Raw genomic sequence first — 22,553 nt, 5'->3', positions numbered from 1 at the left:
GAGCGTACTGATGCAATCGTGCAAGCCTGCCGATCAGGGGGCTACAAGGTCTTGAGCCAGGCCCGCAAGCGCGTGCGCGCATTCGTATAGGGCGATGCCGTATTGAACTGGATCATGCGTCCCATCGTGTAATGCGTGTACCAGGGCTGGCCATACAATTGCGCGTCGTCATGGCTTTCAATCAGCGCCAGCAGCTGGTCTTTCGCCTGTGCCAGGCGCTGCAGCAAGTCGTCCATATTCAAGTCAGCATAGTCGGCATAGAAGCGCTGCGCCAGTTTTCCCAGAGCGTTCCACGTGAAACCTTCGGCGGGAAAGGCGATGTCCTCGATGCGTTTGCCGTCGCGCAGCTGCGCGTGCCAGTGCAAGACCAGCTCGTTCCAGCCGACCAGGTAGGCGAGCAGGTCGCACACGCTCATGCGCGTGCCCGCCACTTGCCCTTCCAGCACGGGTTCCCGCGCCAGCGTGGGCGGCACGCGCGCCAGTTCCTGCATCAACTTCGCATACGTGCTGTCGATGGCGGCTATCAGTGCCTGCTTGCTGTCGGGGATCGCCATCAGGCCGCCTTCACGACCGGCAAGCCGGCCGCCTGCCAATCGTCGTAGCCGCTGCCGAGACGGCGCGCGTGCAAGCCGTGCTGGCGCAGGGCCGCCACGGCCTGCACGGACAGCACGCAATACGGGCCGCGGCAATACGCGGCGATTTCTGCATTCTCCGGCAATTCGCCCAGGCGGCGCTGCAAGTCATCAAAGGGAATATTGACCGCACCGGGCAAGTGGCCGGCCGCAAATTCCTGCGCCGGCCGCACATCGAGCACGGTGATGCTGGCTTCGCGCATGCGTTCCAGCAACTCGTCGCCCGTGATCGCTTCCACGTGGTCGCCCCGGCCCAGCGCCTGCAATTCGCTGCGCTGGTGCTGCGCATACACGTCCAGCGCGGCCAGCAGTTGCACGATGGGGCCGCTGCCTAGCCGGTACAGCACGCGCTTGCCGTCGCGCCGCGCCAGCACGAAACCGGCGCGCCGCAACTGCTGCAAATGCTGGGAGGTATTCGCCACGGACAGGCCCGTCAACTCCACCAATTGCTCCACCGCATACTCGCCATGCACGATCTGCTCGAGCAGGCGCAGGCGCGGCGCGCTGCCTAAAATATGGGCAAACCCGGCGGAACCGGTGAGAAGTTCGATATCGGCATTTTTCATTGACACGATGCTAGCACCCTTATAACATTCAAGCAATCAATTGAATGTTAGGAGCAGCAATGCAAATACTCTGGCTCGATGCGCTGGCGATCGGCGTGGGCGCAACGGCGGTCATGGATGTGTGGGCAGTGGCGTTAAAGCGCTTCTGGTGCATTCCCTCGCTGAACTTTGCCATGGTGGGACGCTGGCTGGGCCATCTGCCGCGCGGCACCTTCACCCACGCCAACATCGCCCAGGCGGCGCCCGTGCGCGATGAAGCCATCCTGGGCTGGACGGCTCACTATGCGATCGGCGTGCTGTTTGCAGCCGTGCTGCTGGCGCTGGTGGGTGAGAGGTGGGTGCAAGCGCCGACCTTCGCGCCAGCCCTGCTGGCGGGCCTCGTCAGCGTGGCCGCGCCGTTTTGCATCTTGCAGCCGGGCATGGGCGCCGGCCTGGCCGCCAGCAAGACGCCGCATCCGACGGCCGCCCGCCTGCGCAGCCTGATGGCGCACACGGCGTTCGGCATCGGCCTGTACCTGGCGGCGCTGCTGTGGTCGACGGTCCGCTAGGACGTCAGCGGCGGCACGGGCGCGGGCGCCGGCGCGGCTGCCACCGCCGACATGGCCGGTGCCTCGGGCTGGGCCGGCACCGTGCTCAGCACCATCGTGTTGGGCTTGGCGATCGCGATATGCGCCGCGTCCAGGCGCTTGAGCAGTTCGAACAGCAGCGCGCTGCGGATGCCCGAGGTCAAACGCGGCGACGAAGCATAGCCGGTGGCGTTGAACAGCAACAAGCCATTGTCGATGCCGTCGAGCTGTACGCTGGGCGCCGGCGTGTCGAGCACGTCGGGATTGTCGACAAAGGTGGACAGGATCAGCGCGCGCGCCGCTTGCGCATCCGTACCCAGCGGCAACGGCAGCTTGACTTGCACCAGGCCCAGCGGATTGGCCAGGGTGACGTTGCGCACCGTCTTGGTGATGAATTCCGAGTTCGGCACGATCACCGTCGAGCGGTCGCTCAGTTGAATTTCCGTGGCGCGCACGTTGATGCGGCGAATGTCGCCCTCCACACCGCCGAGTGACACCCAGTCGCCCACTTTCACCGGACGTTCGGCCAATAAAATCAGGCCGGAGACGAAGTTCTGCACCACCGCCTGCAAGCCGAAGCCGATACCCACCGACAAGGCCGACGCCACCCACGCGATGCGTTCCAGGCCGATGCCAGCGGCCGACAGGGCCAGCGCCACGGCCAGCACGCCGCCGATGTAGCCAAACAGCGTGATGAACGACACTTGCATGCCGGAATCAAGGTTGGTGGTCGGCAAATAACTGTTTTGCAGCCAGCGCTTGAACAGGCCCAGCGCAACAAAACCGGCGAGCAGCACCAGCAGGGCCTGGATCAGCGCGGCAGGGCGGATCGCCACCTCGCCGATGGCCAGGCCATCCTGCAGCTTGCCGACCCGCTGGAACAGCTCGCCTGGCCCTTCGCCGAACGGCGCCAGCAGCAGCATCAGGGCCAGCAGCACGACGATGGCGCGGCCTATGCCCGACAGCAGCACGGCCGCCTGGTCGCGCGCCTTGGGCGTGGCCAGCACGGGGTTGGCCACATCCGGCGGCGGCGGGGTGGAAGCCAGCAGCATGCAGATATCGTCGACCAGCACCGTCAGCAGATAGGTGCTGCACAGCACCACGATGACCCAGGCGATTTGCTTGGCGACAAAGCTGCCGAACGCCACATAGCCGACCAGCAAGCTGATGACGCTGGACGCCAGCGCCAGCCACAGCAGCACCGTGACGCAGCGCAGCCACAGCGGCGTGACCAGGGTGGCGGGATCGGCCTCGCGCAACTGGCGCCAGCAGCGCTCGGCGCGCATCAAGCCGTAGGCGATGGTCGTGCTCATCACCAGGGCGACGATGCAGTTGACGGCCACGGCCGTCGACAGGCCCGCATTGATGACGATGGTGACCCGTTCCGTCGCCCACACGAGCACGACGATGAAGGAAAACATCGATGGGAAGTTGCGCATGCGGTGCGCCAGCGCGTCGGGCAGGGGCAGCAAACGCCACGACACGCGCCGTGGCGACAGCAGCGCGTGGCCCAGTCCCGCCGTAAAACCGGCAAAACAGATGATGCCGATCAAGCTGCTGAGAAAAGTCGAGGTTTTGTCCGACAGGCCGCCCTCCCAGCGCAAGCCCATGGCCAGCAATTCCGCCACCAGTCCCGGCGTGGCCAGCGCCAGCACCAGCACGGCCAGCGCATGCAAGGAACGGCGCAAGCGGCCATGCGGCACGCGCGTGGCCGTCACCACCAGCAAGTAGCGCGAAGCCCAGACGCTGGCGCCGATCACGGCCACGATGGCGGCCAGCAAGCCGCCCCAGGCCGACCACGGCGTGGCGCTGGCCGCGTTCGCCAACTCCAGCTCCAGCGCCCGCAGGCGCTGCAAGTTCTGCGGCAATTCCGCATGCAGCTGTTTCCAGAAAGAACCGGCCAAAATCGAGGCCGTGCGTTCGCCCAGGCGCGCCTGCAACTGCGCGCGGCGCACCGTCGACACTTGCTCCGACGCCTGCGTCGCTTCCACGGCCAGCAAGCGCGCCAGTTTCACCTGCGCATCGAGCGCGCTGCTGGTGCGGTCCAGCTGGCTGCGCTGCGCCGCCACGTCGGGCGCATCTTTTACCCCCGCCGCCGGCTTGCCCAGCTCGGCCAGCCGCGCCTGCACGCTCGACAATGTCGGCGCGAGCGCATCGGCCACCTTGTCCGCTTCGGTGCTGGCCGCCAGCGCATCGGCGCGCATCTGCGACAGGGTCGCGTCATCCAGATCGGCCTCGCCATCGAGCGCCTTCTGGATGCCGGTAATTTGCTTGCGCAAGCCGTCGAGGCGCTGGTCGGCCGTGGCGGCATCGTCGACGGGCTGCGACCAGGCGGGCGGCGCGGATAGCGAGCACGCCAGCAACAATGCCAGCAGGAAAGGGAAGAAACGGAGACGGAAAGAAGTCATGCGGACCTATGCCTGAAAATGAGAAAAACTGCCGGACTGGCGGCGGCGCCGGTCATGGCGTGCCGCCCGGCGGGTGCCTGCCAATATAGCTGAAAACACCGGCAAGCCGCAGGATCAGCGGAACTGGCGTGTGCCTCCAGGCGCGACTAGGCATATTGCCCTATGGAAATATCATTCAAAAAGGTCTAGGATCGTCGTCCGCTTGGCGGCGCGGCACCCATCTGCACGCCGCCGACCTTTTCACCATTCCCTCCGTATTGAGACAGCCATGAAGTTTTTATCCAACCTGACCATCGGCACACGCCTCGCCACAGGCTTTGGCGCCATCGGCGCCATGCTGATCATCATCGCTTGCCTGGGCATCGCCATGCTGGGCAAGATCAACCAGGGCACCGGCCATATCGTGCATGACAGCATGCCGAAGATCGAGCTCGCCAACAGCGTGTCGGCCAACATCAACGACATCGCCATCGCGCTGCGCAACATGATGCTCAGCGCCGATCCGGCCGACCAGCGCAAGCAAACGGACGCCATCCTGGCCGCGCGCCAGGCGGCGGCCGGCAATCTCGGCAAGCTCGCCCGCATGCTCGATTCCGACCGCGAACGCGCCTTGCTGGCCAAGATGAACGACGCCAACACGCGCTATGCGCAGGGGCAGGAAGCCTTGCTTGAACTGATCAGGAGCGGCACGCCGGACGACAGCAGCGCCTACCTGTACGGCCAGCTGCGCCCCGTATTGCTCGTCTATAAACAATTGATTGCTGAACAGATCAGCTTGCAAAATACCCTGGCCAACACGGCGGGCGACAACGCCAATGCCACCTATGCCAACACGCGTACCTTGCTGATCGGCATGTCGCTGGCGGCGCTGGCCATCGCGGCGGCGTTGGCATATGGCATCACGCGCTCGATCACCGGCCCCGTCACCACGGCGCTGCAGGTGGCCAACACGGTGGCCGCAGGCGATTTGCGCAGCCAGATCACCGTGCAATCGAGCGATGAAATGGGGCAACTGTTGCAGGCGCTCAAGCGCATGAACGACAACCTGGCGCAAACGGTGGGCACGGTGCGCGCCGGCACGGAAACGATCGCCTCGGCCTCGTCCGAGGTGGCGGCGGGCAGCCTGGACCTGTCGGCGCGCACGGAGCAGCAAGCCAGCTCGCTGGAAGAGACAGCGTCGTCGATGGAAGAGCTGACGTCGACCGTCAAGCAAAATGCCGACAATGCGCGCCAGGCGCACGTGCTGGCCGACACGGCTTCCGGCGTGGCGCAGCGCGGCGGCGCCGTCATCGCGCAAGTGGTGGCGACCATGCGGCAAATCGACGCCTCGTCGAACAAGATCGCCGACATCATCGGCGTCATCGACGGCATCGCCTTCCAGACCAACATCCTGGCCTTGAACGCGGCCGTGGAAGCGGCGCGCGCGGGCGAACAGGGCCGCGGCTTTGCCGTCGTGGCCACGGAAGTGCGCAGCCTGGCGCACCGTTCGGCTGCGGCGGCCAAGGAAATCAAGACCCTGATCGACGACTCGACCCAAACCGTGGCGACCGGCAGCGAGCTCGTGCACCAAGCGGGCGACACCATGAGCGACCTGGTCGACAGCGTGCGCCGCGTCACCGACATCATGGAAGAAATCACCTCGGCCAGCGCGGAACAGACGGCCGGCATCGAGCAAATCAACCAGGCCATCAGCGAAATGGACAACGTCACCCAGCAAAACGCAGCCCTGGTGGAAGAATCGGCGGCCGCGGCCGCCGCCATGCAGGAGCAGGCAGCCACCCTGGCGCAGGTGGTGAGCGCCTTCAAGCTCGATGCCGACGCACCGGCAAGCAAGCCGGCAATCGCCGCGACAACCGTACCGCGCCAGCAAGCCGTCGCCCTGCGCGTACCGGCCGCCAGCAAAGCTGCACCGGCAGCAACGGCGTCATCCGACTGGGAAGAGTTCTAAGACAGCAACGCCACAGGTGCCTCTCGGCGCCTGTGGCGTCATGCAGCATGGGCTGCTTCCTGTTACGTGACCTGATCCATGTCAATCAACAATCCAGTTTGACACGGCGCGGCTAGGCCGAGAGTTCTCTGCGGATGATCTCCGCGCCGGCACTGAGCGCATTGAGTTTGCCTCTGGCTACGTGACGCGACAAGGGCGCCATGCCGCAGTTGGTGCTTGGATAGAGTTTGTCGGCATCGACAAACCGCAGCGCCTTGCGCAGGGTGTCGGCCACTTCCTCCGGCGTTTCAATGGCATTGTTTGCCACGTCGATGGCGCCGACCATCACTTTTTTACCGCGTATGAGTTCAATCAGATCGATGGGCACACGCGAGTTGTGGCATTCCAGCGAGATGATGTCGATATTCGATTGCTGCAGCTTGGGGAACGATTCCTCATATTGACGCCATTCGGAGCCCAGCGTATTTTTCCAGTCCGTATTGGCCTTGATGCCGTAACCATAGCAAATATGCACAGCCGTTTCGCATTTGAGCCCTTCGATCGCCCGCTCCAGGGTGGCAATCCCCCAGTCATTGACTTCATCAAAGAAAACATTGAATGCCGGTTCGTCAAACTGGATGATGTCGACGCCGGCCGCCTCCAGTTCCCTGGCTTCCTGATTGAGGATCTTGGCGAATTCCCAGGCCAGTTTTTCGCGGCTCTTGTAGTGGCTGTCATACAGCGTATCGATCATCGTCATCGGGCCTGGCAGCGCCCATTTGATGGGCTGCGTGGTTTGCTGGCGTAAAAACCTGGCGTCGTCGACAAACACCGGTTTCGGGCGGCTCACGGCGCCAACGACGGTCGGCACGCTCGCATCGTAGCGGTCGCGGATTCTGACGGTCTCGCGTTTGTCAAAATCGACGCCGCTCAGATGCTCGATAAACGTGGTGACGAAATGCTGACGCGTCTGCTCGCCATCACTGACGATATCGATGCCGGCATGCTGTTGTTCCTGCAGCGACAAACGCAAAGCATCCTGTTTGCCTTCGATTAATTCCTCGTCCTGTAATTTCCAGGGCGACCACAGCTTTTCAGGCTGCGCCAGCCAGGAAGGTTTGGGCAAGCTGCCGGCTGTTGAAGTAGGCAATAATTTTTTCATGATGATTGATGTCGTGTATTTGATTAATCAGAGAGCGTAATTAGCAGCCCATTGTTCCAGAATATGCTTGTACGGCTTGATGAAATGCTCTTCCGTATATTTGCCCTGCTTGACGGCCAGCTGGCTGCGCTCTTCGCGGTCATAGACAATTTGCGTGAGCGAATAATCCTGATTCTTCAGGCTAGGCTGATAAACTTTTCCCGCCGCTGAATTGGCATTGTAGATTTCTGGCCGATAAATCTTTTGAAACGTTTCCATCGTGCTGATGGTGCCGATCAGCTCAAGATTGCTGTAGTCGCCCAGCAGGTCGCCGATAAAATAGAAAGCCAGGGGTGCGGCACTGTTTGGCGGCATGAAATAGCGAACTTGCATCCCCATTTTTTCGAAATATTCATCCGTCGAGGAAAATTCATTTTGTTGATACTCGACGCCCAGGATGGGGTGCTGATTTTCAGTGCGCTGGTAGGTCTTGCTGCTCGAGGCGCTGATGCAGATAACGGGCGCCTTGTTGAAGTGTTCCTTGTAAGTATTTGACCTGACAAAGTGCTTGAACAGCTTGCCATGAAAATCGCCGAAATCCTCCGGTGCGCTGAATGCAGATTGATTGTTGTTGTGCTCTGGCAGCAACACGCTGAAATCGTAATCGCGGACATAAGAGGAAAAGTTATTTCCTGCAATGCCGGCGATGCGTTCGCCGGTTTTTTTGTCGATGATGGTCGGCTTTAATATCTCGATCAAGGGGATATTGCCGCCTTTGACATCAATATTCAATTCGACGGAAATGATTTCAAGCTCGACAGAATAGCGGTCCGCCTTCGGATTATCCCAATGCGCCAGGCTGTTGAAACGGCTGTCGATCATTTTCAGGGTGTTGCGCAAGTTCTCCTGGCGGCTCGTTCCCCTGGCCAAATTGGCAAAGTTGGTCGTCAGGCGGGTATTGTCCGATGGATGATAGTTTTCATCGAAAATAATGCTTTTGATGCTGAATGCAAAATCTTTGCTCATGGTGATCTGGTGTCCTGAATTCTGCGAAAGGATGAATGGGGTAATTGCTTGGTGACCGTGGCGATGCGTATCAGGCTGCGACCACCTCTTCAGCGGTGACCGGGCTCGCATGGCGCGTCAATGCGATCAATGGCAATGCCCGTTGCACGGCCAGCGCGGCCCGCTGGATCAGGGCTTCGTCCTGCACGCGGTAGTCGACGAAATCCTTGTCGGTGGCATACACGCCCAGCGGCAATGTGCGCGCCTGGAAAAAGCTGAACAGCGGACGCAACTGGTGGTCGATCATCAGGGCATGGCGCTCGCTGCCGCCGGTGGCCGCCAGCAGGACGGGCTTGTCGATCAGGGCATCCTGATGAATGAAGTCGAAGAAATGCTTGAACAGTCCCGTGTAGGAGCCGCGGTAGACCGGCGTTGTCACCACCAGGATGTCGGCTTGCTCGACGGCAACAAGGTCCCGCTCCACTGCCTCGGGCAGGTGGGAGCGCCAGACCGCGCCGGCCAGCTGTGGTGCGAGCTGGCCCAGTTCGACCAGGCGTTGTTCGCACAGCACTTCCTCGGCGATCAGGTCCATCAGGTGCTCTGCCAGGGCGGCCGCCTTGGAAGGGCGTTGCAGCCCGCCGGAAACCGCGACTAAACGAAGTGGACGTGTCATGTTTGCTTTCATGTGGATGGATGCGCCAGGGCCGTAAAAGTGCAGGCAACAAGGGGATCGATGATAGCGGCGGGAATCGATGAAGTATAATGGTCTTATTTCATACATCCATGAACATGGCTCATCTCAATGCTTGAACGTATCCACCTCAGCATCGTCCAGCAGGTCGAGAAACAAGGGTCGCTGACGGCCGCCGCAGGCGTGCTGCACCTGACCCAGTCAGCCCTGAGCCACAGCATGAAGAAGCTGGAGCAGCAACTGGGCACCGACGTCTGGCTGCGCGAAGGGCGCAACCTGCGCCTGACGCAGGCCGGCCAGTATCTGCTGGCGGTGGCGAACCGGGTGCTGCCGCAACTGGACCTGGCCGAAGAACGCCTGGGCCAGTTCGCGCAGGGCGAGCGCGGCGCGTTGCGCATCGGCATGGAATGCCACCCTTGCTATCAGTGGCTGCTGAAGGTGGTGTCGCCGTATCTGGCCGCATGGCCCGACGTGGATGTGGACGTCAAACAGAAGTTCCAGTTCGGCGGAATCGGCGCGCTCTTCGGCTACGAGATCGACTTGCTCGTCACGCCCGACCCGCTGTACAAGCCGGGACTGACGTTCGAACCCGTGTTCGACTACGAACAGGTGCTCGTCGTGGCCAAGGGCCATGCGCTGGCGGCGGCGGCCTATGTGCAGCCTCAGCAACTGACGCAGGAAGTGCTGATCAGCTACCCCGTGGACATCGAACGCCTGGATATCTATAACCAGTTCCTCTTGCCGGCTGGTGTCACGCCCAAGCGCCACAAAGCCATCGAAACCACCGACATCATGCTGCAGATGGTGGCCAGCGGCCGCGGCGTGGCCGCCCTGCCGCGCTGGCTGGTCGAGGAGTACGCAGCCAAGATGGACGTGGTGCCTGTGCGGCTGGGCGCGCGCGGCATCGCCAAGCAGATTTTCCTGGGGGCACGCGAGACGGACACCGCCATCGACTACGTGCGCGCCTTCATCGCACTGGCGCGCCAGCCTGCCAGCGCCAGTGCGCAGTGACCGCAGCGACGCCATGGGTCATCTCTTGATGCATCCCGCTCAGCTCGGGTCCGCCGGCCACATCACGCACGCCTATTCCCTGGAAGTCAGTGCCAAGGACATGCCGGCGTTGAGCGCGGCGGCGCCGCGGATAGCGCCCGCGTCCACCATTGCCATTCCCTACCTGCCGCGCGAGGACAACGCCGCGCGGCTGGCCGCGGCCCGCACCGTGCGCGCGCTCGGCTTCGAACCCATGCCGCACCTGTCCGCCCGCCGCATTGCCTCGTTCGCCGAGTTTGAGTCATTCATCCAGCGCGCCGTCGCCGAAGCGGGCGTCGAGCGCTGCTTCGTGATCGCCGGCGATCCATCCACCGCGATGGGGCCGTTTTCCGACAGTGCCGCGCTGATCGACACAGGCGTGTTCGAGCGCGCGGGCATGAAGGTGATCGGCGTGGGTGGTCATCCGGAAGGCCATCCGGTCATGAGCAAGGCCGAGCAGTGGGATGTGCTCGAACGCAAGTGCCGCAGCATCGCGCAGCGCGGCATGATGCCCTTGATCGTCACGCAGTTTGCGTTTGATGCCGACATCGTGTTGACGTGGCTCAAAGCGCTGCGCGAACGGGGCATTGACCATCCCGTGCGCGTGGGCGTGCCGGGCCCCGCCAGCATCGCGGTGCTGGCCCGCTATGCCGCATTGTGCGGCGTCAGTGCATGCGCCTCGATGTGGTCCAAGTACGGCGTCTCAATCGGGAAGCTGTTCGGCACGGCAGGGCCGGATCTGTTTGTCGAGCGCCTGGCCGCCGGGCTGACAGCGGCACACGGCGAGGTCAGCCTGCATTTCTTTCCCTTCGGCGGCATCGCACAGTCCGTGAAGTGGATAGAGCAGTACCGTTCCCGCGCCCACCCGGCCCCTGGCTGACGAGCGCCCCGCCGGCGGCAGCGCGCCGCCAGCGACAGGCGCCATCCGTCCGGTTTACTCCACCGTCACCGATTTGGCCAGATTGCGTGGCTTGTCCACATCCGTGCCGCGCGCCAGCGCCGTGTGGTAGGCCAGCAATTGCAGCGCGACCACGTGCAGGATCGGCGACAAATCGCCGTAGTGCTCGGGCAGGCGGATCACGTGCAAGCCTTCGCCGGAGCTGATGCGCGAATCGACGTCGGCAAAGACGTACAGCTGGCCGCCGCGGGCGCGCACTTCCTGCATGTTCGATTTCAGCTTTTCGATCAGCGCGTCGTTCGGCGCGATGGTGACGACCGGCATTTCATTCGTCACCAGGGCCAGCGGGCCGTGCTTCAGTTCGCCGGCCGGATACGCTTCGGCGTGGATATACGAAATTTCCTTCAGCTTCAGGGCGCCTTCCAGGGCGATCGGGTAGTGCATGCCGCGGCCCAGGAAGAGGGCGTTTTCCTTGCGCGCGAATTCTTCGGACCAGGCGATGATTTGCGGCTCCAGCGCCAGCACGGACGCGATGGCGACGGGCAAGTGACGCATGGCTTTCAGGTGCGCCGCTTCCTGTTCTTCACTCAAGCGGCCATTGACTTGCGCCAGGCACAGGGTCAGCAGGAACAGGCCGGCCAGCTGCGTCGTAAACGCCTTGGTCGAGGCCACGCCCACTTCCACGCCGGCGCGCGTGATGTAGGCCAAGGCGCATTCGCGCACCATGGCGCTGGTGGCCACGTTGCAGATGGTCAAGGTGTGCTGCATGCCCAGGCTGCGCGCATGTTTCAGGGCGGCCAGGGTATCGGCCGTTTCGCCGCTTTGCGAAATGGTGACGACCAGCGTGTTCGGGTGCGGCACGCTGTCGCGGTAGCGGTATTCGCTGGCCACTTCCACGCTGACGGGCACCTTGGCGATGGCTTCGATCCAGTACTTGGCCGTCATGCCCGCATACGAGCTGGTGCCGCAGGCGAGGATCAGCACGCGGTCGATCTGCTTGAAGATTTTATAGGCGTCGTCGCCGAACAATTCCGGCATGATGCCCGTCACGCCTTCGAGCGTGTCGCCGATGGCGCGCGGCTGTTCAAAAATTTCCTTTTGCATGTAGTGGCGGTACGGGCCCAGCTCGGCCGCGCCCGTGTGGGCATGCACGGTCTTCACTTCGCGCTCGACGGGCTTGCCGTCCACGTCGACGATCCAGCAGCGCGACAGTTGCAGGTCGACCACGTCGCCTTCTTCCAGGTAAATGATCTGGTCCGTCGTGCCGGCCAGCGCCATGGCGTCGGACGCGACAAAGTTTTCACCATTGCCCAGGCCGACGATCAGGGGCGAGCCCTGGCGCGCGGCGACCACGCGGTGCGGCTCGTCGCGGCAAAAAACGGCGATCGCATACGCGCCGTCCAGGCGTTTCACGGCCTGCTGCACGGTTTCAAACAAATCGCCGTTGTACATGTGCTCGACCAGGTGGGCGATCACTTCCGTGTCCGTCTGGCTCTGGAAGACGTAACCCAAGGCCGTCAGTTCGGCGCGCAGTTCGTCGTGGTTTTCGATGATGCCGTTGTGCACCAGCGCCACGCGGGCGTTCTCTTCCGTCGGGGAGAAGTGCGGGTGGGCATTGAAGGAGACAGGGGCGCCATGCGTGGCCCAGCGCGTGTGGGCGATGCCCGTGAAACCGCTCAAGCCTTCTTCCGCGATCTGCTTTTCCAATTCCGCCACGCGCGAGGTGGAGCGCGAACGCTGCAAGCGGCCATCCGCATGCAGGGCGATGCCGCAGGAATCGTAGCCGCGGTATTCCAGGCGCTTCAAGCCTTCGAGCAGGATGGGAGTGATATTACGTTGCGCTACCGCGCCGACGATGCCGCACATGGAAACCTCTGTCTAAAATTTAATCAATGCAAGCATGCTAATGCAGAGTGAATGAAATATGCTTTCTAAATCTGTGCATTTTTGACTGAATATTTCACACTCATTTTGTGATGAAATATTATTTCATTTAAAATCGATTTATTTTCCAATTCATCAAAACCATGAGCGATAGCAACATTACCCTCGACGAGATCGATCGTCGCATCCTGAACGCCTTGCAAATTGATGCATCGCAAACCAACAGTGAGCTGGCGCAAGCGGTGCACGTTTCGGCGCCCACCTGTTTGCGGCGGGTCAAGCATTTGCGGGAAAGCGGCGTCATCGAACGGCAAGTGGCCATCGTCGCGCCGCAACTCGTGGGCGCGCGCCTGACGGCCATCGTGGAAATCACGCTCGACGTGCAGGCGGCGGAACGCATGGCGGAATTCGAGCAGCTCGTGGCGCAGGAAGCGGCCGTGCTGCAATGCTACCGCGTCTCGCCCGGGCCCGACTTCGTGCTGATGGTGCAGGTGGCCGACATGCCCGCGTATCACGCGCTGGCGCACCGCCTGTTTGCCGCGCACGCGAATGTGCGCAACGTGAAAAGCTATTTTTCCACGTTCCGCAGCAAATTCGAGACGCGCATCGCCGTGTGATTTTTGACTTTCATTTATCCACTGCTTGCCCACCGCTTGCCCACACACTTATACGGTGCTTTTCCACTGCTTATGCCGCACTTGCCCACAGGCTTATGCACAAGCATGACGCGGGCAAGCCATGGCAGCAGAGCAAGGGATGCGCGGGGAAGCAGCATCAGGCGGCCCACGATGGCGCCGCACCGGCATACAAAGAGTAGACAAGGTACTCGCAGCTTGACTTGTGCACCGGCTGCACACAGCTTGCCAACAAGTTACGAGTCCAGTTATCGACAGGCTTATCCACAGCCTGTCCACGGCGGCAGACGGGTAAACTCAGGGGCGCACTTTCGCTTCGGCATAGAAGCGGTAGCCGGCGTTGCGGGCGGTATTGATGGGCAAGGCCAGGCCCGCCGCCTGTTCCGCCTTGCGGCGCAAGCGGCTGATCTGGGTGTCCAGGCGGCGCTGGTCGTAGGTGAGAAAATCCTCGCCCAGCGATTGCACGATCTGCTGGCGGCTGACGATGCGTTCCGGCTCGGCCATCAGCACGTGCAGCACGGTGACGTCCTGTTGCGATAACGCAATGGCACCGCAGCCTGGCGGCAAGAGGCGGCGCGGTCCCAGTTCCAGCACCCAGGCCGTGGAGGGCGGCGGCGCGTCGGCAGGCGGCGCGCCCAAACGCCGGGCCAGCGCGCCCAGGGTGGCGGCCAGCTCATCGAGGTCGGCGCTCTTCGGCAGGTAATAGTCGGCACCACCGCCCAGTCCGTTGACCTTGTCCTGCGTGGCCCCGCGCGCCGTAAACACGACGATGCCGATGGGCTGCCCCTGCGCGCGCAAGGCGCGCACCAGCACCATGCCTTCGCCATCGGGCAAGCCCAGGTCGATGATGGCAATGCGGTGCACGGCCGGCGCGTAGCAGGCGTGGAAGGCGGCCAGGTCGGCCACGGCGCTGACGCGGTAGCCGCAATCGCCGAGAAATTCGGTCAACTCGTGGCGCAGCACGGCTTCGTCTTCAAGCAGGATGAGGTTCAACATGGCGCAAGGATAACCGATCGCCGTGGGGCCGGGAAGTTGTCTTTCTGACTCCCATGCTGGCCGTGGTAAGCTGCCTCGCCATGAAAATCCTGCTCGCCCTTTGCCTGTTATTCACCGCCCTGTTCCCCCACGCTGCAGCTGCCGCGCCCTTGCCTGCGCCGCTGCTGCTGCCGGCCAGCGGGCAGCCCGTGTCCGCCAGCGGCCACCTGCAGATGCTGCGCGATGCCACGGGCCGGCTGGGGCCCGATGCGGCATTGGCGGCGCCAGGCTGGCGCACCTTGCCCGGCGCCGTCAGCGCCGGTTACACGCAGGACGCCGTCTGGCTGCGCCTGGACGTGACGCGCGCGGCAGGCTCCCCCGATGAATGGGTCGTGCGTTTCAGCAACGCCGTGCTCGACGACGTGCGGCTGTACCGCTGGGACGCGGCAGGCCACTGGGTCTTGCAGGAAGCGGGCGCCGACGTGGCGCGCGGCAACTGGCCCATCGATGCGCGCCAGGTGGTGTTTCCGCTGCGCCTGCAAGCCGATACGCCGCAGCGCTGGCTGGTGCGCCTGCACAGCAAAAAGGCCATGTCGACGGAGCTGACCTTGCTGCCCAGCGATGCCTTCGACAACGCCTCGCGTCGCGAATACCTGTACTACGGCTTGCAGTTCGGCAGTTATTTGCTCTTGATCCTGTTCCATATCTTTTTCTGGCGCATGACGCGCGAAGCCCACAGCGGCTGGTATCTGCTGTACGTGCTGACGAATGCCACGACGGAAGCGCTGACGATCGCCATTCCCCAGCAAATCTTCACCATACCGAACTGGCTGTCCGATCCCATGCTGGGCGTGTCGATGGCGATGTCCATCGCCGTCGGCGCGCGTTTTTCCACATTGCAACTGGAACTGCCCGCCCTGTATCCCCGTTTCAGCCGCGTCGTGGTGGGCTTGACGGCCGCTGCCGCGCTGTGCGGGGCGCTGCTGGTGCTGCACGGCGACTATGCCGCCGGCGTGCTCGTCGTGCAAATGACGGCCTTGCCATTGATCGTGCTGTTCATCGCCCTGGCCAGCTGGCTGGCGCTGCGCGGGCATCGTCCGGCGCACGCCTTCCTGTTTATCTTCGGCATCTTTTACGCGGGCGTGGTGATCAGTTTCCTGCGCAATATGGCCATCGTGCCGCCGAACTTCTGGACCAACCATGCGGCCACCCTGGGCGCCTTCGTGCACATGATGCTGATGAGCCTGCGCCTCAACCGCCGCTACGCCGAATTGCGCCGCGCCAAGGACCGGGCACAGGCGGAGGCCGTCAGTGCCGTGCGCGCCCTGAATGAACGGCTGGAAGAGCAGGTGGCACTGCGCACCGTGGCGCTGCGGCAGGAAATCGGCCGGCGCGCCGTGCTGGAAGGCGAATTGCGCGCCGCGCTGGAAGTGGAAACCCGCACCCGCGAAGAGCAGCAGGATTTCGTTGCCATGGTGTCGCATGAATTCCACACGCCTTTGGCGATCATCAATACCACGGCCCAGCAAATTGCCCGCAACACGGACGCGCCGCGGGAAAAAACCCTGCAGCGCTGCCAGAACCTGCGCGAAGCGAGCGGCCGCATGACGGCGCTGGTGGATGAATACCTGAGCGCCGACCGCATGGAAACGAGCGCGGCGACCTTCCGGCCCCTGCCATGCGACTTGCCCGCGCTGCTGACGGCCGTGCTGGCCGAATGGCCACCGGGCCGCATCGAGGCCAGCGTGCAGGCGCTGCCCGCCAGCGCCGTGGTGGACGCCAGCCTGCTGCGCGTGGCGCTGCGCAACTTGCTCAGCAATGCAGACCGGCACGCGCCGCAAGCCCTGGCGATCCGCGTGCAGGCCGGCACGCTCGAGGACGGCCGCGTGCAGATCGCCGTCAGCAACGAAGGCGAGCCGCTGCCCGCCGATGAAATCCCGCGCCTGTTCCAGAAATACTTCCGTGGCCGCATCGCCCAGCACAAGCCTGGCGCCGGGCTGGGCCTGTACCTGGTGCAGCGCATCGCCGAATTGCACGGCGGCCAGGTGATACTGGCCAGCGCCGGCAACAACGGCACCATCAGCTTCGCCCTGCGCCTGCCCGTCTGACGACCGCGCGCATTCCCGACTAAATCAGTCGGGAATCGCTCAGGTTTGCTCAATTTTAAATTTCCCCGTTCTGATATCTTTCCGTTCAGAAATCTTTGTAGCTTTTTATAACGTTTATATTTAAAAAAGCAACAAAAGCCGCAACGGACGCCGTCCACGCACAGCACAGGGAAAACATGCACCGCAACCAACTCGCCAGCCACCTCACCGGCCCCTCCTTGTTCGCGCCGCTTTCCTGACCCGTTCTTCCCCCATTTCCCGCTCGCGCCAGCCCGGCCAGGTCCGCAGGCGCGCGGGCGTCTCCCTATTCAAATCAACAAGGACATCGCATGCATCGTCACGGATCGTTGAACCACATCTACCGCCTCGTCTGGAGCCACGTCTTGAACGCCTGGGTCGCCGTCGCGGAAACGTCGCGCGGGCGCGGCAAGGGCAGCCGCCGCAAACTGGCCGCGGCAGCGGCCGCCATGACGGCGCTGGCGCTGGGAGGACCGGCGCAGGCCGCACCCACGGGCGGACAGGTGGTGAGCGGCACGGCCAGCATCAGCCAGCAGGGGGGCACCACCACAATCCATCAGGGCAGCGCGCAGGCCGCGCTGAACTGGAACAGTTTTAACGTGGGCGCCAAGGAAACCGTCAACTTCGTCCAGCCTTCGGCCAGCGCGCTGGCCGTCAACCGCATCTTCGACAGCAACGGCACGCAGATCCTCGGCAAAGTCAACGCGAATGGCCAGGTGTACCTGATCAATCCGAACGGCGTGCTGTTCGGCCGCGGCGCGCAAGTCAACGTGGGCGGCCTGGTGGCTTCGACGCTCGACGTCGACAGCGCCAGCCTGGGCGGTTCGAAACACGCGTTCGGCGGCCAGGGCATTGGCAAGGTCGTCAATGAAGGCACGCTGCGCGCGGCCGACGGCGGCTATGTCGCCCTGCTGGGCCGGCAAGTGAGCAACCAGGGCGCCATCTCGGCCCGCCTGGGCACGGTCGCCCTGGGCGCCGGCAGCGCCGCCACCCTGAGCTTTGACGGCGCGCGCCTGCTGCAACTGCGCATCGAACAAAGCACCCTGAACAACCTGGCCGAGAACGGCGGCCTGATCCGCGCCGATGGCGGCCAGGTGCTGATGAGCGCAGGCGCCCGCGATTCACTGCTGGCCAGCGTCGTCAACCACACCGGCGTCATCGAGGCGCGCAGCGTGGAACAGCGCGATGGCAGCATCGTCTTGCTCGGCGGCATGACCGCCGGCACCACCCATGTGAGCGGCACCCTGGACGCCAGCGCCCCCGCGGGCGGCAATGGCGGCTTCATCGAAACGAGCGCCGCCCACGTGAAGATCGGCAACGACGCCCGCATCAGCACGGCCGCTGCCCAGGGCCGCGCCGGTACCTGGCTGATCGACCCCGTCGACTTCACCATCGCCGCCAGCGGCGGCGACATCAGCGGCGGCGCCCTGACGGCCAATTTGCGCAACGGCAATGTCGTGATCCAGAGCACGCAAGGCAGCCACGGCACGGCCGGCGACGTGCACGTCAACGACCAGGTCAGCTGGTCGGCCAATGAACTGACCTTGAATGCGCAGCGCAACATCAATATCAACGCCAACCTGAACGGTTCCGGCACGGCCAGCCTGGCGCTGGAATACGGCCAGGGCGCCGCCGCTGCCGGCAACACGGCCGTGTATCAGCTGGGCAACGGCGCGCAGGTGAGTTTGCCCACCGGGCAAAACTTCAGCACCAAACTGGGTGCGGACGGCGTGCGCACCGGCTACACGGTGATTACCCAGCTGGGCGCTTACCGCAGTGTCACGGGCACCGACTTGCAAGGGATCAATGGCAAACTGAACGGCAATTTTGTGCTCGGCGCCGACATCGACGCCTCGGCCACCGCCTCGGCCGCCTGGAACCCCAATTGGTGGGATGCGGGCTTCGTGCCGCTGGGCAGGGATGCGGCCTTTGGCGGCATCTTCGACGGCCTCGGCCATTCCATCAATCAGCTCAGCATGATGTCCGGGTCCGGCGGCGGCAGCGGCTTGTTTTCCATTACCACCAAGGATGCCCTGATCCAGAATGTGGGCTTGAATGGCGGCCGCATCAAGACCCACTATTACGCCGGTGGGCTGGTGGGCGATAACAAGGGCACGATCAAGAATAGCTATGCGGCGCTCGACGTCATCGCCGACGGCTTCATCAGCGGCGGCCTGGTGGCGCGCAACAGCGGCACCATCGTCAACAGCTACGCCTCGGGGGCCGTCAGCAGCAATACCCAGAGCGGCGGCCTGGTCGGCATCAACCAGGGAACGATCAGCAACAGCTATGCCACGGGCAGCGTGGCGGGCAAGACCGAGATCGGCGGCCTGGTGGGCACCAACTGGGGAGCGGGATCCGTCAATACCAGCTACGCGGCGGGGCGCCTGCTCATCGCCGACGGCGGCACCAACTTCGGCGGTTTGATCGGCAGCAACAGCGCGCCCCAGCAAATCCGCAACAGTTTCTGGTCCATCGACGGTACGGGCCAGGCGACCTCCAAGGGCGGCACCGGCCTGACGGACACGCAGATGCGCACGGCCAGCAGTTTTACGGGATTCAATTTCACCACCACGCCTGGCGCACAGGGCAATAACTGGGTGCTGGTCAACGTGGACGGCAACTTGAATAATGCCGGCCATGGCGAAGGCGGGACCTATCCCATGCTGGCATCCGAGTATTCCACAACGATCTACAATGCGCACCAGCTGCAATTGATGTCCATGGCACTCAATGGCAGCTATGTGCTGGGCGCCAACATCGATGCCAGCGCCACGGCGGGCGGCAAGGGCGTCTGGGGCAAGAATGGATTCATTCCTGTCGGCATGGCAAACGGCCTGGGCGGCGGCATAGAAAATACCTTCACCGGCAGCTTGAACGGCCAGAGCCATACCATCAGCGCACTGACCATCGCGTCCGACTACGATATCGTCGGCTTGTTCGGCTATGCGGACAGCACTTCGGTCATCAGCAATATCGGCTTACTGGGCAGCAACATCAGCGGCGTCAACCACGTCGGCGCCCTGGCAGGCTACAGCAGGGGCATCATTTCCAACAGCTACAGTAACGCAACGGTCAATGGCCGCGAGTCCGTTGGCGGCTTGCTCGGCACGAACGACGGCAATATCAACAACAGCTACGCCAGCGGCGCCGTCAGCGGCAGCACGTCCGTGGGCGGCTTGATCGGCCTCAACATGAGCGGTACCGTCGAGAACACGTACGCGACGGGCATGGTCAAGGGCGAGACCAGCAAGGGCGCGTTGATCGGCACCAACTTCAGCCAGGTAAACAACAGCTTCTGGACCAGTACTGACGGCGTCTCGGGCATCGGCAGCGGTGGCGGCTCACAGTCGAACGTGCACGCCTTGAGCGATGCGCAACTGCACTCGAAATCGAGTTTCGGTGGCTGGGACATGGCCACGAACGCCGGCAGCGGCGCCATCTGGCGCATCTATGAAGGCCAGACGGCGCCGTTGCTGCGCAGTTTCCTGACCGCCCTGACCGTCACCTCGGATGCGGTCAGCAAGACTTACGATGGCCAAAGCTATGCGGGGGGCCTGTCCAATGCCCGTTATTCGGTCGCTGGCGCTGCCGGCTCCGGGCAAGTCTTTTCCTCAAGCAATAGCGTGTACGGCGCCATCCGCGATGCCGGTCTCTACAACGCCGCCGGCACCTACCTGTATTCCGGCCAACAAGGGTATGACATCGACCTGCAGGCGGGCGCCCTGACGATCAACCGGGCCGTCATCAGTCTGAACGGCACGCGCACCTATGACGGCAGCGCCAGCATGGCGGCCGGTCTGCTGACACTGAACGGCTTGGTGCAAGGCGAGAGCCTGTTGCTGTCGGGTAACGGTATCCTCGACAACAAAAACGCGGGTGGAAAAAGGACCATGGCCAACGGCACGCTGACGCTGGCTGACGGCAGCACGGGCCAGGCCAGCAACTACACCTTGGAAGGCGGCAGGCACAGCGCCACCGTCAACCGCGCCACGCTGAATGTGCAGGGCGTGGGGGCGGCCAATAAAGTCTATGACGCCAGCACGGGCGCCACCTTGACGGGCAAGGCCAGCGTGCAGGCGCTGGGCGACGACCAGCTGAACGTAAGCGGAGGCACCGCCCGTTTTGCCGACAAGAACGCCGGCATGGGCAAGGCCGTCACTCTCGACGGATTTACCTTGCAGGGCGCGGATGCGGCCAACTATGTGCTGGTGCAGCCGAACAACATCACGGCCGACATCGGCAAGGCCAGCGTGCTCGTGGCCGGCGTGGGTGCGGCAAGCAAAGTCTATGACGCCACCACCGGCGTCATCCTGACGGGCAAGGCCAAGGTGCAGGCGCTGGGCGGCGACCAGTTGAACGTGACCGGCGGCGTGGCCCGCTTTGCCGACAAGAACGCAGGCAAAGGCAAGGCCGTCATCGTCGATGGCTACAGCCTGCAAGGTGCGGATGCGGGCAACTATGTGCTGGTGCAGCCGAACAACATCACGGCCGACATCGGCAAGGCCAGCGTGGTCGTCGCCGGCGTGGGTGCGGCAAATAAAGTGTATGACGCCACCACCGGCGCCACTTTGACAGGCAAAGCCAGCGTGCAAGCGCTGGGCGATGACCAGCTGAACGTAAGCGGAGGCACCGCCCGTTTTGCCGACAAGAACGCGGGCATGGACAGGACCGTTACCCTCGACGGCTTTGCCCTGCAAGGCGCGGATGCGGCCAACTATGACCTCGTGCAACCGGGCAAGGTCACGGCCGACATCAGTAAAGCTACTGTCAGCGTGAGCGGCGTGGGTGCGGCAAATAAAGTGTATGACGCCACCACGGCCGCCACCCTGACGGGCAAGGCCAGCGTGCAGGCGCTGGGAGACGACGAACTGCGCGTCGCCGGCGGCAGCGCATCTTTTGCCGACAAGAACGCGGGCATGGGCAAGACCGTCACCCTGAGCGGCTTTGCCTTACAAGGCGCCGATGCGGCCAACTATGTGCTCGTGCAACCGGGTAGGGTCACGGCCGACATCGGCAAGGCCAGCGTCACCGTCAGCGGCGTGGGCGCGGCAAACAAAGTGTATGACGCCACCACGGCCGCCACTTTGACAGGCACGGCCAGCGTGCTGGCGCTGGGCGACGACCAATTGAGCGTCGCCGGCGGCAGCGCATCCTTTGCCGACAAGAACGCCGGCAGCGCCAAGACCGTCACCCTCGACGGCTTTGCCTTGCACGGCGCCGATGCGGGCAACTATGTGCTCGTGCAACCAGGCAAGGTCACGGCCGACATCGGCAAGGCCAGCGTCACCGTGAGCGGCGTGGGTGCGGCAAATAAAATCTATGACGCCACCACGGCCGCCACCTTGACGGGCACGGCCACCGTGCTGGCGCTGGGCGGCGATGAACTGCGCGTGGCCGGCGGCACCGCCCGCTTTGCCGACAAGCACGCCGGAACAGGCAAGGCCGTCATCGTCGACGGCTACGCCTTGCAAGGTGCGGACGCGGCCAACTATCAGCTCGTGCAGCCGGGCAACGTGAAAGCCGATATCGCCAAGGCCAGCTTGCTGTTGACGGCCACGGCCACCAGCCTGACGGGTGGCCGCACGCCAGAACAGTTAAGCGGCAAGGTCAGCGGCCTGCTGGGCAGCGACACCCTGGCGGACGCCACCAGCGGCACCCTGGCCTGGAGCAGCCCGGCCACGGCCAGCAGTCCGGCCGGCAGCTACGCCATCATGGGCAGCGGCCTGGCTTCAAACGACTATGCCTTCGTGCAAGCCGAGGGCAATGCCGGCGCCCTGACCTTGAAGTCGGCCAGCCTGCCACCGCCGGCCCAGGCAGCCGTGGTGCAACTGCAGGCGCAAGTGCTGGGCAGCTTTGCCGACACGCGTCCCGGCACGCTGGCCGCCGCACCCACCATCACCGTCACGCAGACGGATGCCCCGGCCGGCACTGCCGCCGCCAGCAATGCCTTGCCAAACACCAGCATGCAGATCGGCAGCCGCGGCCCGGCCCTGCAAGTCGTCCTGGGCGGCGTCAAGCTGCCCGCCAACATGCTTAACGTAAATCAATAACACCATGACTCATTCCT

The 22,553-nt window shown here is 63.6% G+C and carries 15 protein-coding genes; 7 read left to right on the top strand and 8 right to left on the bottom strand.

All coding sequences use genetic code 11. From position 1 onward, the window contains the following. Nucleotides 1-41 precede the first annotated feature (41 nt). Together OX459_RS17885 and OX459_RS17880 are read right to left on the bottom strand one after the other, a co-directional pair. Nucleotides 42-554 (bottom strand): ClbS/DfsB family four-helix bundle protein, encoded by a 513-nt coding sequence (locus OX459_RS17885; protein ID WP_289906023.1) that lies wholly within the window; start codon nt 552-554, stop codon nt 42-44. Next, entirely contained in the window at nt 554-1,198 is a 645-nt protein-coding gene (locus OX459_RS17880; RefSeq protein WP_099665973.1) for a metalloregulator ArsR/SmtB family transcription factor, read from the bottom strand. The genes OX459_RS17885 and OX459_RS17880 overlap by 1 nt, the downstream gene beginning before the upstream one ends. Before the next feature lie 59 nt (nt 1,199-1,257). Here OX459_RS17880 and OX459_RS17875 point away from each other — a divergent pair, with 59 nt between their 5' ends. After that, nucleotides 1,258-1,746 carry a DUF2938 domain-containing protein gene (locus OX459_RS17875; protein ID WP_289906022.1) on the top strand — a complete coding sequence of 163 codons (489 nt, stop codon included), beginning with the start codon at nt 1,258-1,260 and terminating at the stop codon, nt 1,744-1,746. On the opposite strand, the gene OX459_RS17870 is transcribed toward OX459_RS17875, so the two are convergent. Continuing rightward, entirely contained in the window at nt 1,743-4,172 is a 2,430-nt protein-coding gene (locus tag OX459_RS17870) for a DUF3772 domain-containing protein (protein ID WP_289906021.1), read from the bottom strand. The genes OX459_RS17875 and OX459_RS17870 overlap by 4 nt on opposite strands. A gap of 268 nt (nt 4,173-4,440) precedes the next feature. On the opposite strand from OX459_RS17870, the gene OX459_RS17865 reads away from it, so the two are divergent. Beyond that, complete coding sequence (locus tag OX459_RS17865; protein WP_289906019.1) at nt 4,441-6,120, top strand: methyl-accepting chemotaxis protein; 1,680 nt, start codon at nt 4,441-4,443, stop codon at nt 6,118-6,120. A gap of 112 nt (nt 6,121-6,232) precedes the next feature. Here the strand turns inward: OX459_RS17865 and OX459_RS17860 are convergent, their stop codons facing one another. From OX459_RS17860 to msuE, 3 genes are all read right to left on the bottom strand, one after another. Further along, nucleotides 6,233-7,261, bottom strand: a complete 1,029-nt coding sequence (locus OX459_RS17860; protein WP_289906018.1) for a methionine synthase — start codon at nt 7,259-7,261, stop codon at nt 6,233-6,235. A gap of 27 nt (nt 7,262-7,288) precedes the next feature. Further along, a complete protein-coding gene (locus OX459_RS17855; protein WP_289906017.1) occupies nt 7,289-8,266 on the bottom strand; it encodes a DUF1852 domain-containing protein in 978 nt (325 codons plus the stop codon). Nucleotides 8,267-8,336: 70 nt separating this feature from the next. After that, nucleotides 8,337-8,918 carry an FMN reductase gene (gene msuE / locus OX459_RS17850; protein WP_289906016.1) on the bottom strand — a complete coding sequence of 194 codons (582 nt, stop codon included), beginning with the start codon at nt 8,916-8,918 and terminating at the stop codon, nt 8,337-8,339. A gap of 129 nt (nt 8,919-9,047) precedes the next feature. Between msuE and OX459_RS17845 the strand changes: the two genes are divergently transcribed. Both OX459_RS17845 and OX459_RS17840 read left to right on the top strand, forming a co-directional pair. Further along, a complete protein-coding gene (locus tag OX459_RS17845; protein WP_289906015.1) occupies nt 9,048-9,947 on the top strand; it encodes a LysR family transcriptional regulator in 900 nt (299 codons plus the stop codon). A gap of 13 nt (nt 9,948-9,960) precedes the next feature. Beyond that, nucleotides 9,961-10,845 carry a methylenetetrahydrofolate reductase gene (locus OX459_RS17840; RefSeq protein WP_289906014.1) on the top strand — a complete coding sequence of 295 codons (885 nt, stop codon included), beginning with the start codon at nt 9,961-9,963 and terminating at the stop codon, nt 10,843-10,845. Between the two features lie 54 nt (nt 10,846-10,899). Here OX459_RS17840 and glmS read toward each other — a convergent pair whose 3' ends face one another. Further along, on the bottom strand, nt 10,900-12,729 hold the full coding sequence (gene glmS / locus OX459_RS17835; protein ID WP_077398351.1) for a glutamine--fructose-6-phosphate transaminase (isomerizing): 1,830 nt from the start codon (nt 12,727-12,729) through the stop codon (nt 10,900-10,902). A 161-nt stretch (nt 12,730-12,890) separates the two neighbouring features. Here glmS and OX459_RS17830 point away from each other — a divergent pair, with 161 nt between their 5' ends. Then, nucleotides 12,891-13,364 (top strand): Lrp/AsnC family transcriptional regulator, encoded by a 474-nt coding sequence (locus OX459_RS17830; protein ID WP_099665964.1) that lies wholly within the window; start codon nt 12,891-12,893, stop codon nt 13,362-13,364. A 315-nt stretch (nt 13,365-13,679) separates the two neighbouring features. On the opposite strand, the gene OX459_RS17825 is transcribed toward OX459_RS17830, so the two are convergent. Then, on the bottom strand, nt 13,680-14,378 hold the full coding sequence (locus tag OX459_RS17825; RefSeq protein WP_289906013.1) for a response regulator transcription factor: 699 nt from the start codon (nt 14,376-14,378) through the stop codon (nt 13,680-13,682). 80 nt (nt 14,379-14,458) lie between these two features. Between OX459_RS17825 and OX459_RS17820 the strand changes: the two genes are divergently transcribed. Together OX459_RS17820 and OX459_RS17815 are read left to right on the top strand one after the other, a co-directional pair. Then, the gene (locus OX459_RS17820; protein WP_289906011.1) at nt 14,459-16,465 is read left to right on the top strand and encodes a sensor histidine kinase; all 2,007 of its coding nucleotides are present in this window, start codon (nt 14,459-14,461) and stop codon (nt 16,463-16,465) included. Between the two features lie 329 nt (nt 16,466-16,794). After that, nucleotides 16,795-22,536 carry a YDG domain-containing protein gene (locus tag OX459_RS17815; protein ID WP_289906010.1) on the top strand — a complete coding sequence of 1,914 codons (5,742 nt, stop codon included), beginning with the start codon at nt 16,795-16,797 and terminating at the stop codon, nt 22,534-22,536. Nucleotides 22,537-22,553 lie beyond the last annotated feature (17 nt).

Source organism: Janthinobacterium sp. SUN026, assembly GCF_030397625.1.
GTDB lineage: Bacteria > Pseudomonadota > Gammaproteobacteria > Burkholderiales > Burkholderiaceae_D > Janthinobacterium > Janthinobacterium kumbetense.
This window is presented reverse-complemented; position numbering and strand designations above follow the sequence as displayed.